Source organism: Nonomuraea purpurea (assembly GCF_042650645.1).
In the GTDB taxonomy this organism is placed as follows: domain Bacteria; phylum Actinomycetota; class Actinomycetes; order Streptosporangiales; family Streptosporangiaceae; genus Nonomuraea; species Nonomuraea purpurea.
This window is the reverse complement of record NZ_JBHSBI010000065.1, coordinates 1-13,081: the sequence shown is the minus strand read 5'-3', so window position 1 is coordinate 13,081 and position 13,081 is coordinate 1. Positions and strand designations below refer to the sequence as shown.

The window sequence follows — 13,081 nt, the reverse complement described above, 5'->3', positions numbered from 1 at the left end:
TGACAGGGTTTTGCATGTAAATCATGCACTGGCTTTTAGCACACTGTTGAGTTCTCAAGAAACGGACGCGTACATCTTCACCGAGACTTTGTTTGTCCCACTTCCGAGGCGTTCATTTCGTTGTGTCTTAATTCTTTCAGCCGTTCAAGTCTCTGTCAAATTGACCGGACTTGCTCGACCTGCTGGAATTAATCCCGTCCCTTTTCGGAGACAACCCCTCTAACTTACCAGCCGATCCGAGTGGACGCGTACGTCTCACCGAAGTGGAGAGTGAGTCTGGAGGTCGCCCCCGAGTGAGCCCGGCGATCAAGCGCCGTCCTCGTGGGACTGCTGAACTCTATGTACGCCTCCGGGAACCGTCAAATCGATGGTGCGCCCGCGCCGCAGGGGTAGTAACCCGTCGTGCGAGATCAACCCGTCCCAAGAGCGCTGATCATCCTGGTAGGCATCGCCGCCGCGGTGGTCGCCCTCTTCGGGCTGCGCGAGGTCGCCTCCATCGCCGGCCCCTTGGTGCTCGCACTCGTGCTGGTCATCGCCGTCGCCCCGGTACGAGGCTGGCTCCATGCCAAGCACGCGCCCACCTGGTTGCAGGTCGCCGTGCCCTTCCTCATCGTCGTCCTGGTACTGGTCGCCATGGTCGGCATCCTGACCTTCTCGGCCGCCCAGCTCGCCTCACTGCTGCCCGCGTACACCAACCAGTTCGAACGGCTCCTCGCCGACGCCGAGCACTGGGCCACCACCCACGGCATCAGCACGAGCACGCTGAACAAGGCGTTGCAGGCGTTCGACCCCGGCCGGATCCTCGGATTGGTGCAGAGCCTGCTCGGCAGTTTGATCGGCGTGCTGTCGGGGCTCTTCCTCATCGTGGTGCTGTTGCTGGCGATGTGTCTCGACGCTCCGATTACGACAAAGATCCTCACCTCAGGGGAAGGCAACAAGCCCCAATTGGTAACCGCGTTGGACACGTTCGCCCACAAAACGCGGCGCTATCTGATCGTGTCGACCATCTTCGGATTGCTGAGCGCGATCCTCGACGTGATCGCCCTGTCGCTGCTGGACGTGCCGCTGCCGCTGCTGTGGGGCGTGCTCGCGCTCATCGCCAACTACATCCCGAACATCGGCTTCGTCATCAGTCTGGTGCCGCCGGCGATGCTCGCGCTGCTGAGCGGCGGGGTGCGGACCATGGTGCTCGTCATCGTCGCGTACACCGTCATCAACGTCGTCACCCAATCGTTTATTTTGCCCAAATTCCTCGGCGACGCGGTCGGATTGTCGACGACGATGACGTTTCTTTCGTTGCTCGTCTGGACTTTCGTGCTGGGGGCGCTGGGTGCGATTCTCGCCATTCCGCTGAGCCTTCTCACCCGCGCGTTGCTGATCGACAGCGATCCGAGCGCGAAGTGGGCGCAGGCGCTCGTTTCAGGAAGACATCCGAACCGGTGAGAGCAGGCGGCTCATCGGCATCCCGCTCAGCCGCCTGACGTCGTGGGCCAGGTGGGCCTGGTCCGTGTAGCCCGCGTCGGCGGCGACCTCCGCCAGGCGTACGCCCGTGCGGGCGATGCGCAGGGCGCGCTGGAAACGCACGATGCGCTGCAGGGTCTTGGGCGAGTAGCCGAACGAGGCGAGGCTGCGGCGGTGGAGTTGGCGCTCGCTGAACCCCAGGTCCCAGGCCACCTCCGAAACCGTGCGGCCCGTGCGCAGGGCCGTCGCGATGGCGGGGGCGACGCGGTCGGGCGCCGGGGATCGGCTCAACAGCCCTCTGACAGCCGAGCGCAGGACGTCGAGGCGGCCGGCCAGATCGAGGTGCCCGGCGTCCAGGGCCTCCAGGTCGGGACCCCACCGCCCGGCGGCCAGAGCCTCCAGCTCAAGGCGCCCATCCCACCACCCGGCGGCCACAGCGTCCAGGTCATGGAGTCCCTCGGGATCTCGCCATGCAGCGAGACGAGCCTGGTCACGCCGCTCGGCGGAGAAGACCAGTTCGCGCGGCGCAGTGGACAGAGCCGGGTCACGCCGCTCGGCGTCCAGAACCGGATCAGGCAACCCGCCGGGCATCGCATACGCGGCAGGAGGGGCCGCGGTGCCCGGTGCGGGGGCGTGTCGCACGACGGAGCGCACCGGGCCCGGCAGGTCGGAGAGCGAGACGCGCTGGTCGCGCAGTTCCGGAAGCGGTACGCCGAAGACGTCGCCCGTCGCGCCCGCTTTGAAGCGGATGCCCACGAAGACGTCGCCGACCGACATGGCGGCGGGCATGGGACCGGTGTCAGGACCGGCCACGAACACCCCGTCAGGCCCCCAGATCAGGTCGACGCAGGCGTCGGGCACCACGAGCTGGGTGGTGTCGGCCTCGCTCACCTGATGCCACACGCAGGTGATGCGCGCCGCAAGGTCAGGGTCAGGCGGGAGTTCCGCGTACATGCCCCCAACGTACGCGCCCGCACCGACACAATCGCCGGCGAGCCCTGAGCCGCCGCCCGCTCACCCACGCAACCGCCCGTACGCCCGCAGGGTCTTGAGTCGTTCCACGGCGATATGGCCGCCCCATTCGTGCTCCACCACCGGCGTCCAGATCAGCCAGTTGGCCTCCCACTTGTCGCCCGACTCCAGCACGTCCAGGTGAGCGTCCAGGACGTCCTGCGTGAACAGCGGCAGCCGCAGCGGCGCCGACGCGAAGTCCAGCGGGAAGTGCACGGGCCCGTCGGCGTCGAGATCGAAGGTGACCGTGGCCAGGATCGCCTCCCGCAGCCGGGCGAACTCGGCCTCGGCCCGCTCCCGGTCGGGGACCAGGTCCAGGAAGGTCACGACCGCGCGGGCCTCGTACGGACTGGTCTCCTTCAGCTCAGCGATGCGTGACCAGCAGAAGTCGGTGGCGGCGGCCAGCCAGGGGTGGGTGATGCGGTGTTTGTGCAGCAGTCCGGCGATCGACGCGGTGGGGATGAGGTTTCCCGGCGGGTCGTCGTCGGTGCGCCACCATGGGGCGCTCACCTCATCCTCGACGGACGGCAGCACGAACGGCACGCCCCCGTCGGGCGCGCTGACCTGGGCCAGGTAGTCGCAGGCGGCGGGCACCATCGGCGAGTCGAAGGCGTCGAGTTCGTCCAGGATCCAGAACGCCACCTCCACCGACTCGGGCTGGCTGCCCGAGCCGCGCAGGTCGGGTTCGAGGGCGTGACCGAACCCGCCGTCGGAGGGGTTCTGGTAGCAGCGCAGCACGTCGAGCACCCGCTGACGGGAGCCGCCCTTGAACAGCGCCTCGAAGCGGAGCCGGTCGAGCAGCCGCCCGTGGAGCCGGAGGTACCGTTCTGCCTGGTCGAGCACAGCGAAATCCTTTCCTCGCCTGATTGCCGGGCCGACGTTAGCGCCCGCCCGGCGCGGCCGCCTTGTAAGAATCGGACGTGCCCAAAGGCTCACGGTGTGGCCAGCGCCTCCGTGGGCGACATCCTGGCGGCGCGAACGGCCAGGTAGAAGCCGTGGTTTACCCGAGCAAGTTCAACGCGGGCTCATAAGCGCTCCCGTCGTTTAATCCTTTGCGCCGGTCACCGAGCGCGACCTACAGTGACCGGCATGTCATGCATGTTCTCCTGCCAGGTTTTCATCCGCATCCGCCGCAGCCGGGCTCTGGCCCGCTAGCGGACGCGATCCACCTGAGCTGAGCGTCCGCAGGCGCGCCCAGGGCCCTTCGAGACCCGTTGATCTCGAGGACCCGGAAGGGCAGTGCTGTGGCGCAGAATTTCGCGCACGGAAACTATTCACACACTCAGAAGAAGGCCAGGAACAGCGGTGGCGGCCGCACGCCCAGAGATCGGGCCAGGCGCACGCTGTCGCAGAACTTCCTGGTCGACAGGCATGCCGTCGATCTCATGATCAAGGCCGCCGCGCCGGAAGGGCTCGTACTCGAACCCGGCGCCGGCGAGGGCGTGCTCACCCTGGCGCTGGCCGAGGCGGGCGCGCGGGTGATCGGCTACGAGATCGATCCGCTACTGGCCGGGCGGCTGGCCGCCCGCACGCACGACGATCCCGGGATCGAGGTCGTCAGGGGCGACTTCACCGCCGCCAGGGCGCCGCGCGAGCCGTTCGCGGTCGTCGGCAACATCCCGTACGCGATCACGTCGAAGATCGTGAACTGGTGTCTGCGGGCGCGGACCCTGACCTCGGCGACGCTGCTCACGCAGCGGGAGTACGCCAGAAAACGCACGGGCGACTACGGCCGCTGGAGCCTGGTCACAGTGGAGTCGTGGCCGTGGTTCGACTGGCGGCTCGGCGACACCGTCGGCAGGGAGAGCTTTCGTCCGGTGCCGTCGGTCGACTCGGCGATCCTGCGCATCCAGCGCAGGGACGAGTCGCTGGTGACCGGCCGACACTCCTACCAGGAGCTGGTCGAGCTGGGCTTCGGCGGCGTGGGCGGCTCGGTGCGGGCCTCGCTGAAGACCCGGTACGCGGGTGTCGAGGCCGCGCTGGAGGCGGCCGGGGTGGCCCGTGATGCCGTCGTAGGCCACGTCCACCCCGACCAGTGGGTCGCGTTGTGGTGGCGCCTATGCCGGTGAGGTGGCCTTGACCTTGGTCTGCGGCTCCAAGGTCGCCAGCCCTGGGGCCGTCGCGATGCGGCGGCCCCAGGGCATGGCCAGCGCCAGGACCGGCAGCAGCACGATCGAGGCGCGCGACCACTCGGAGTGCAGCGCCCACCAGGTGCCGCTGTCGAACTGCGTCATGTAGAGATAGCCGTAGGCGGCCCACGTGGAGACGCCGATGATGGCCGGCCAGGCGAACCTGGTGGGCCTGGCGACCAGGAACGGCATGAACCACAGCAGGTACTGGGCGCCGAGCCGGGGCGTCATGACCATGAAGACGAGCAGGATGGCCGTGGTCATGTCGATCGGGTCGGCACGCCGCCAGTAGAGCACGACGGCGACGACGCTGATGTAGATGAGGTTGGTGCCGAAGGTGGCCAGATCCGGCCGCAGCGCCCAGTCGCCGCCGGTGAAGTGGGGGGTCCAGCCCCATTCGCCGACGATCGGGCGGATGTCGCGGATGGTGTTGATGACCTCGGGGATCTGCTGGAGCGAGGTGCCGGCGAAGATCGGCAGGGTGACCAGGAAGAACAGCGGCACCAGCCCGGTGGTGAACACGGCGGCGACCCGGGAGCGCAGGTTGGGCAGGAGCAGCAGCATGCCGGGGATCAGCCAGATCGGCCAGCTCTTCGCGCACAGCGCCAGGCCCATCAGCACGCCGGCCAGCGCGCCGCGCTTGAGGTGCGCCCGGTCGTCGGGGCCGGGCAGCATGGCGCGGTGGAGCATGCCGCCCCTGCCGATCACCCTCGGGATCGAGTCGCGCAGGCCGTAGGCCGCCACGCCCTTGCGCACCTTGGCCACCACGTCGGTGGTCATGCCGGCCCGCTCGGGCGAGCCGGGGCCGCGGGCGACGACGAACGCGGCCACGCCGAACACCAGCGCGACCGGCTCCACCTGGCCATGGACGGAGGCGACGAGCAGTGCGAGCGGGCTGAGCGCGTACTGCAGGGCGCGCAGCGAGGCCTTGGGGCCGCCGGCGAGCTTGGCCACCAGCGGGATCAGCACGATGTCGGCGACCACGGTGACCAGGCGGCCCGCGTACTCCCACGGGATGCCGAGCCACAGCAGGATGCCGTACACGTAGGGGATCGTCGGCAGGAAGTGCCAGCCGCCCTCGCTGGCCAGCACCGGGTCCTCACCGCGCAGCACCGCCTCACCGGCGGGCTTGAAGCTCTCGACGAAGTCGACCGGCTGCCAGGTGTCGATGGCCGAGGTGTACATGATCAGCACCCGGACGGCCACGCCCACGAGGATGGCGACGATGAGCGGGGGTCGCCAATCACGCCATTGGGCGACAAGAGCCAACAAGACACCGGCGACGAGGACTATCCCCGTGAGAACTGCGTAATCCATGGCGGGATCTAGCCTGCCGTACCGTAGGGAGTGCTTCTACCAGGGGTTCCAATTCTTATCCCCGACATGCCGCTACGTATCCCAATACGACATCACGGTCTGTGTTGAACTTTTTCCATGGGGGGATCGCAGGTCAACCAGGCACTGGTCAGGCTCTATTTCGAGGTGGGAGAAGGGGTTCGCGACCCGGTCGCGGCCTGGGCGAAACTCACAGGGAATCCACAGCAATACCGCCAGGCGCGGGGTGAGCGGCAGGTGCCGCTCGACGACGAGACGGCCGCCGAACTGGTGGCGGCGGCCATGGTTTACACGACCGCGCGGCACGGGGCCGAGCGGGTGGCGGCGCTGGCCACCTCGCCGCTGGCGCGGCTGGTGGGCGGCCTGGGCGGCGCGGTGCTGACCGAGCATCCGTGCGCGCCCGACCAGGTTCTGGGGCCGTCGTTCACCGGTCCGGGGGCGGCCGACTGGGCGCGGGCGGCGTACGTGCTGCTGTGGGGGGAGAACAACCGGCTCGTCCGTACGCCGGACACGCCCCTGGTGATCGCCGGCCGGTACAAGGGGCAGAAGGTCGTCGCGATCGGCACGCATCCGACCCGGCTGTCGGACGAGACCCTGGTCGTGCGGCCGGGCACGGACGGGGCGCTGGCCATGGCCATGGGCCATGTGCTGCTCAAGGAGTTCTATCTGGACAGGGCGCCGTTCGACCGGCACGCCATGGACCGCACCGACCTGCCGTCGCTGGTGCGGCTGCGATCCAGGCAGGACACGCCGACGGGGCGGGAGGCGTACGTGCCTGGCGGGCTGCTGGGGGGCGTGTGCGACAGGCTCAGCCTGTACGGCGGCGAGGCCGTGGAGGTGCTGCTGCCGCGCTTCGACGACGGCGCCGGGGTGCTGCGGCGGGGTGTGCCCGTGCTGCGCGACGGCGACGATCTGGTGACGACCGTGTTCGATCTGCTGCTGGCCGTCTACGGGGTGGCGCGTCCCGGGCTGCCCGGCGTGTGGCCGGGCGGCTACGAGGACCGGGGCGAGCCGTACACGCCCGCCTGGCAGGAGACCTGCACCGGGGTGCCCGCGTCGCGGGCACTGAAGATCGCGCGGGAGCTGGGCGTGACGGCCGAGAAGACCGGCGGACGCTGCGTGATCGTGCCGGGCCGGCTGGAGACGCCGCACGCCGACACCGCCTACCGGGCGATGCTGGCGCTGCTGGTGCTCACCGGCTGCGGCGGCGGGTGGGCGCAGACGGGCGGCGCGGGGATCCCGCTGGTGCCGTACCTGTGCCTGCACGCCTGCGGCGAGGACCGCGCCGACGTGGGCGCGCTGAGCTGGGCGCTGTCCGACGGGCTGTTCGCGCGCAGGACCTCACGCTCGGTGCTGCTGGAGGCGGTGGCCGCCGGGTGGCCGATGGCGCCCTCGCCGCGCGTGCTGGCGCTGCCCCGGCCGATCTACCCGCTGCCGCCGGACGTGGACCTGCTCATCGGGCCCGACGAGCACTGCGACATGTCGCCGCCCGACGCGGATCTCGTCGCGCGGGCGGTGGCGCGGCTGGCCGGTCCCGCCGACCCGATCGAGCGGGGCGGCGGGACGGGTGAGGCGCGGATGCGGCTGCTGGTGGACCACGCCTGGATGCACGAGTACGGCGAGGCGCTGCCCATCTACCGGCCGCCGGGCCTGGGCATCCCGCTCAAGCCCACCCATCTGGTGCGTTAGCCGAGCCCGTTCAGGTACCCCCGGTGGTTCCTGGAGAACTCGAACCCGTTGTGCCTGTCCCAGTTGATCGACCACGCCATCAGGCCGCGCAGGTTCGGATAGAGGCCACGCGGCTTGTACGAGCCGCAGTTCGCGCCCTTGGCCAGGCAGTCGAACGCCTTGCGCACCTCCGGCACGGTCGTGAAGCCGTTTCCCGCGTTCTGCGAGGCGGGCAGGCCGATGGCCACCTGGTCCTGGCGCAGCGGCGGGAACATGTTGCCGCGGTTGCCCATGATCGGGAACCCGGTCAGCAGCATGTCCGTCATGGCCACGTGGAAGTCGTGCCCGCCCATCGTGTGGTACTGGTCGTCGAGGCCCATGATCGGGCCCGAGTTGTAGTCCTGCACGTGGAGCAGGGTCAGGTCGTCGCGCATGGCGTGGATGACGGGCAGGTAGGAGGCGCTCCTGCGGTCGGCCGTGCCGTTCGGGCCGGGGCCGTAGAACTGGTAGCCGAGCTGGACGAAGAACGTCTCGGGGGCCATGGTGAGCACGAAACGGGACCCGTAGCGGGCCTTGAGGGTCTTGAGCGCCGAGATCAGGTTGACGATGACCGGGGTGGTGGGGTTGGCCAGGTTGGTGTCTCCCTGGTCGAGGTAGAGCGAGTGGCCCTCGAAGTCGATGTCGAGGCCGTCGAGGCCGTACCTGTCGATGATCGCGGCGACCGACCGGACGAACGTGTCGCGGGCCGCCGTGGTCGTGAGCTGGACCTGGCCGTTCTGGCCGCCGATCGAGATCAGCACCTTCTTGCCCTGGGCCTGTTTGGCCCGGATGGCGGCGATGAAGTCGGCTTCGGGCTCGACGTTGGGGCACTCGGCGGCCGGGCACTGGCGGAACCTGATGTCGCCCGAGGTGACCGAGGTGGGCTCGCCGAAGGCCAGGTTGATGACGTCCCACTCGCCAGGGACCTCACTCATCCTGATATATCCCGACCCGTTGGCGAAGGACGCGTGCAGGTACCCCACCATCACCCGCTTCGGCAACCCGCCACCGCCACCGCCGCCGGTCGTGGTGCCGCTCGCCTCCGGGCCGTAGGCCGAGCAGTTGCCCGCGGCGTCGCAGGCCCGGACCTTGAAACGGTACGTGGTCGCCGAGGCCAGGCCCGTGGCCGTGTAGGAGGTGCCGGTGACGGAAACCGGCGTGCCGCCGTCGCGGGAAACCTCGTAGCGGGCCACGCCGACGTCGTCCGTCGAGGCCGGCCAGCTCACGTTCAGGCTGGTGCCCGTCGCGCCGCCGACCGACGGAGCGCCCGGCACGGTCGGCGCCTGGGTGTCGGGGGCGCCCCCGGGGCCGTCGAGGACGATGTCGTCGGCATAGTAGGCGCCCTGGCCGTACCAGCCGTTGACGTGGACCGTCACGGACGTGGTCGCCGCGCCGGTGGTGAAGGAGGTCTTGAGCTGGCCCCACTGGCCGCCGGGCGCGGCCCAGGTGCTCACCTCGACGCCCGCGCCCGTGGCGCCCAGGAAGACGTAGTTCCCCTGCGCCCAGGCCGAGAGCTGGTAGGTCGTGGACGGCTTGACGGTGACGACCTGCTGGCAGCGGGCGTAGTCGCTGCCCTGCGGAGTGGCCTGCAGCGCCCGCGTGCCCCCGTGCACCGGGGAGGACACGGCCTGCGCTCCGGAGCAGGACCAGCCGCTCAGACCGGACTCGAAGCCCGGGTTGGCCAGGAGGTTGGCGGCCGAGGCCGGGGTGGCGTGCAGGGCGATGAGTCCCGAGGCGAGCAGAACGGCCGGGCCGCGGAGTTTCATGGGGGTTCCTCACTGCGGCCCGCCCCTTGCGGGGGCGGGCCGCTCAGCGACTCAGAAGCCGGCGGTGATCCTGGTGAACTCCCAGTCGGCCTGGGAGATGCCGCTGCAGTTGGACACCACGCCGCCGCCCGGGCACGGACGGTCGCGGTTGACGGCCCAGTACGCGAGCCTGGTCAGCCCTCGGCCCCTGGCCCAGTCGCGGATCTGCGTCCACGTCGAAGGCGAGGTCATCTCCTGCTGGTCGGACAGGCCGTTCATGCCCGAGATGCCCATGTGGGCGTACGCCTGGGCGTCGCTCCAGCCGAAGGCGTTCTTCAGCGCGTTCTTCAGGCCCTCGGAGGCGTTGACGGTGTCCTGGTAGATGTTGGAGCTGCCGAAGTCGAACGGCATGATCGTGTAGTTGTCGATCGGCACGCCCAGCGCCTTCGACTGGTTGATGAGCCTGATGCCGTGGGAGTTCGGCCCCGAGGTGGTGGTGCCGAAGGTGACGACGACCTTGACGTTCGGGTTGTTCTGCTTGACGATCTTGAGGCCGTTCAGAATGCGGTCCTGGACGGTGTAGTTCTCGAACTCGTCGGTGTTCTCGATGTCGAAGTCCACGACGGCGGGACCGACGGCGTTGATGACCTGCTGCACCGCGTTCGCGAACGCCTGCGGCGTCGAGCAGTTCGGGCCGAGCTTGTTGCCCGACCAGCCGCCGAAGGAGATCTGGACGTTGCCGCCCTTCGACTTGACCGTGTTGATCGCCTGCTGGTCGGCGCCGCCGGTCAGCGGCCGGTTGCCGTCCCATGCCGGGGTGCAGCCGCCGCTGGACAGGATGAAGGCCATCGTGAACGACTTGACGCCGGTGGCGTCCATGACCGTACCGGGGTTCGGCGGGTTGCCCCAGCCCATGTAGAGGTAGGGGGCGCCGGCCAGCTTGCCCGGGTTGGAGCATCCCGACGTGGTCGCGGTGGCGTCACGGCCGGCCGACTCCCCCGCCGAGTTGTAGGCCCGCACGGTGTAGGTGTGGGTCGTGCACGCGCCGAGCCCCGAGACCGTGGCGCTGGTGCCGGTGACCTGGGCGCGCTGGGCCGAGCCCTCGTACACGCGATACCCGGTCACGGTTCCGGACGAGGCGCCCCAGCTCAGGGAGATGCTGGAGTTCGTGACCGAGGACGTGACCGTGCCGGGCTGGCCGGGGGCGCCGGTGCCGCCCGAGGTGGTGGCGGTGACGGAGTTGCTGACGCCGGACAGGTTCCCCGCGGCGTCGCGGGCCCTGACCGTGTAGGTGTAGCTGGTGTTGGCGGCGCGCCCCGTGTCGGTGTAGGAGGTGCCGGTCGCCGTGGTCACCAGCGTGCCGCCCCGGTAGACGTTGTAGCCGGTGACGCCGACGTTGTCGGTGGAGGCGTTCCAGGCCAGCGAGACGCTGCTGGAGGTGACGCCGGTCGAGCGCAGGTTGCCCGGCACGGACGGCGCGGTGGTGTCGGTGCCGCCGCCGGAGCCCGGCTTCCACAGGGCGGGCACGTTCGGCGGCTCCCAGCCCGGCTGCGAGGTGTGGGCCTGGATGCACACGTAGTCGACGCCGTTGTAGGTGACGACCGCGCCGATGGCGTAGGAGGTCCACGGGGCCCAGGCGGCGGCGAGCTGCTGAACCGCTCCGTAGGCGGCGGGCGCGCCGGTGGTGAGTCCGGCTCCGGTCAGGGCGAGGGCCAGTCCTGCCGCCAAGGCGGCTAATTTGCTGCGAAATTTCATGACATTCCCTGGAGGTGGGGCTTGACGGTCTTGGAGAACGACCAGTTGTTGCTCGCGTCCCAGTTGATGGACCACGTCATCGCGCCCCTGATGTCGGGGTAGGCGCGCGGTGGCACGAAAGTCCCGCAACCGGTCCGCTTGGCCAGGCAGTCGAGCGCCTGGTTGACGAGGGCCGGGGCCACGACGCCGCCGCCCGCGGCGCCGGGACCGGCCGGCAGGCCGAGCGCCACCTGATCGGGGCGCAGGCCGTTCTCGAGCTGGATGCAGGCCAGCGCGGTCATGAAGTTGACCGAGCCCTGGGAGTAGGCCTGGGCCTGGTCGCAGCCGAGCATGGAACCCGAGTTGTAGAACTGCGTGTGGACGACCGTGAGGATGTCCTTGATGCTCAGGGCGAGCTTGAAGTACTCCATCCCGGTCGACTGCATGTCGATGGTCTGCGGGGCCATCGTGATGATCAGGCCGGAGCCCGCCTTCGAGCGCAGCGACCTGAGGGCCTGGGCCATGTAGGTGGCGTTCAGGCCGTTCTCGAGGTCGATGTCCACGCCGTCGAAGCCGTAGCTGCGCATGAGGGCGTACACCGAGTCGGCGAACCTCGTCGCCGCCGCGGCGTCGGCGACCTGGACCCGCCCCGCCTCGCCGCCGACCGACAGGATGACCTTCTTGCCCCGCTGGTGCAGGGCCTGCACGTCGGCCTTGAACTGGGCGTCGGTGTAGCCGCCCACGGCCGCCGCCAGCCCCGGGTCGACCGCGAAGGCGACCTCTCCCGCGGTGGCCGTGGCCTCGCCGAACGCGACCGCGACCAAGTCGTACTCGGCCGGCACCGCCGACAGCTTGAGCTCGACGGCGGGGTTGACGAAGTTGTGCCAGTAGCCGGTGAGGACGTGCCTGGGCAGCGGCCCGCCGCCGCCCGTGCAGCCGGCGGTGGTGGCGGTCACGGGGTCGCCCGCGTCCGACTCGCCCTGCGAGTTGTATGCCTTTACGAAGTAAGTGTGGTTCTCGCAGGAGCCGAGCCCGCCGATCGTGGCCGTCGTGGCCGTGACCGTGGCCTTGACAACCGTGCCCTCGTAAACGCGGTAACCGGTCACCGTGCCCGCCGACGCTCCCCAGGTGAGCGTGATGGCCGAGGCGGTCACGGTGGCGGAGGCGGTGCCCGGCCTGCCGGGGGCGCCGGCGGTCGAGCCGCCGCACGAGGCCCCGTTGAGGGTGCAGCCGGAGATGCCGGAGAAGTTGCCCGGGCTGCCGTTGAAGCCGAAGCTGACGGCGGCTCCTGGCGCGAGCACGGGCGCCCAGGCCGGGTTGGTGAAGGTGTAGCGCTGGCCGTTGCGCGTCATGACGGCGTCCCATGCGGACGGGATCGTGACGCCGGCGGGCACGTCGAACTGCACGTTCCAGCCGTTCATCGCAGTGGTGGTGCCGTTGGTGACGGTGACCTTGCCCTCGAATCCCGAGCCCCAGTCGGCGACCTTCACGAAGGTCGCGGTGGCCGCGGCGGCCTGTGCGGGCTGGGCGGTCAGGCCGAGTGCGAGGGTCGCGAGCGCCAGGAGGATCACGCGAAGTCTCACGAGGTTCTTTCCTTTGGGGGGCGACGTGCCGTACGGCTGACACGGGTGTGGAGCGCGTGCCGTACGGCTCGCACCGGGGGGTGAGAGCGCGAGCCGTACGGCACCGGCCCGCGGAGGTGCCACGGGCATCGGGGAGGATCAATCTTTTAGGAAACTTTCCTAAGGATTGCCTGATCGTAACCTTGACACCGGACGCTTACAAGACCCAAACACAAGGACTCCGCCGCACAGGACCGAAATCCCGGACGGCGGAGCCGAAATGCCTTCTACGCCTGCTGGGTGATCTTGACGTCGTCGACGCCCGCCTCCACCAGGGAGGCTCCCGAGGCGTCGGCCGCGTCGATCAGGATGCGGACCGTCTGACCCGCGAACGCGT

At 69.5% G+C, this 13,081-nt stretch carries 8 protein-coding genes and 1 pseudogene; 3 read left to right on the top strand and 6 right to left on the bottom strand.

Translation table 11 applies throughout. The features are described 5' to 3' along the window. Positions 1-402 precede the first annotated feature (402 nt). Positions 403-1,443 carry an AI-2E family transporter gene (locus ACFOY2_RS54310; protein ID WP_379536058.1) on the top strand — a complete coding sequence of 347 codons (1,041 nt, stop codon included), beginning with the start codon at positions 403-405 and terminating at the stop codon, positions 1,441-1,443. Here the strand turns inward: ACFOY2_RS54310 and ACFOY2_RS54305 are convergent. Both ACFOY2_RS54305 and ACFOY2_RS54300 read right to left on the bottom strand, forming a co-directional pair. Further along, positions 1,420-2,415: a helix-turn-helix domain-containing protein gene (locus ACFOY2_RS54305; protein WP_379536057.1), complete on the bottom strand. Its 996-nt coding sequence runs from the start codon at positions 2,413-2,415 to the stop codon at positions 1,420-1,422. The genes ACFOY2_RS54310 and ACFOY2_RS54305 overlap by 24 nt on opposite strands. Before the next feature lie 60 nt (positions 2,416-2,475). Beyond that, positions 2,476-3,315: a hypothetical protein gene (locus tag ACFOY2_RS54300; protein WP_379536056.1), complete on the bottom strand. Its 840-nt coding sequence runs from the start codon at positions 3,313-3,315 to the stop codon at positions 2,476-2,478. A gap of 401 nt (positions 3,316-3,716) precedes the next feature. On the opposite strand from ACFOY2_RS54300, the gene erm reads away from it, so the two are divergent. Next, on the top strand, positions 3,717-4,541 hold the full coding sequence (gene erm / locus ACFOY2_RS54295; RefSeq protein WP_379536055.1) for an ErmE/ErmH/ErmO/ErmR family 23S rRNA (adenine(2058)-N(6))-methyltransferase: 825 nt from the start codon (positions 3,717-3,719) through the stop codon (positions 4,539-4,541). Here the strand turns inward: erm and ACFOY2_RS54290 are convergent. Beyond that, complete coding sequence (locus tag ACFOY2_RS54290; protein ID WP_379536054.1) at positions 4,530-5,918, bottom strand: hypothetical protein; 1,389 nt, start codon at positions 5,916-5,918, stop codon at positions 4,530-4,532. The two genes, erm and ACFOY2_RS54290, sit on opposite strands and share 12 nt — an antisense overlap. Positions 5,919-6,035: 117 nt before the next feature. On the opposite strand from ACFOY2_RS54290, the pseudogene ACFOY2_RS54285 reads away from it, so the two are divergent. After that, positions 6,036-7,166 (top strand): annotated as a pseudogene (locus ACFOY2_RS54285) (molybdopterin-dependent oxidoreductase); the annotation flags it as partial. 455 nt (positions 7,167-7,621) lie between these two features. Here the strand turns inward: ACFOY2_RS54285 and ACFOY2_RS54280 are convergent. From ACFOY2_RS54280 to ACFOY2_RS54270, 3 genes are read right to left on the bottom strand one after another with little or no spacing between them, the layout of a single operon-like run. Further along, on the bottom strand, positions 7,622-9,409 hold the full coding sequence (locus ACFOY2_RS54280) for a chitinase (protein ID WP_379536052.1): 1,788 nt from the start codon (positions 9,407-9,409) through the stop codon (positions 7,622-7,624). A 51-nt stretch (positions 9,410-9,460) separates the two neighbouring features. Next, positions 9,461-11,143: a fibronectin type III domain-containing protein gene (locus ACFOY2_RS54275; protein WP_379536051.1), complete on the bottom strand. Its 1,683-nt coding sequence runs from the start codon at positions 11,141-11,143 to the stop codon at positions 9,461-9,463. Continuing rightward, entirely contained in the window at positions 11,140-12,705 is a 1,566-nt protein-coding gene (locus ACFOY2_RS54270) for a chitinase (protein WP_379536050.1), read from the bottom strand. The genes ACFOY2_RS54275 and ACFOY2_RS54270 overlap by 4 nt, the downstream gene beginning before the upstream one ends. Positions 12,706-13,081: the final 376 nt, after the last annotated feature.

Coding starts and splice junctions, on each gene's coding strand:
- ACFOY2_RS54305 (WP_379536057.1), bottom strand. CDS start 2,415: ATGTACGCGGAACTCCCGCCTGACCCTGACCTTGCGGCGCGCATCACC.
- ACFOY2_RS54290 (WP_379536054.1), bottom strand. CDS start 5,918: ATGGATTACGCAGTTCTCACGGGGATAGTCCTCGTCGCCGGTGTCTTG.
- ACFOY2_RS54280 (WP_379536052.1), bottom strand. CDS start 9,409: ATGAAACTCCGCGGCCCGGCCGTTCTGCTCGCCTCGGGACTCATCGCC.
- ACFOY2_RS54275 (WP_379536051.1), bottom strand. CDS start 11,143: ATGAAATTTCGCAGCAAATTAGCCGCCTTGGCGGCAGGACTGGCCCTC.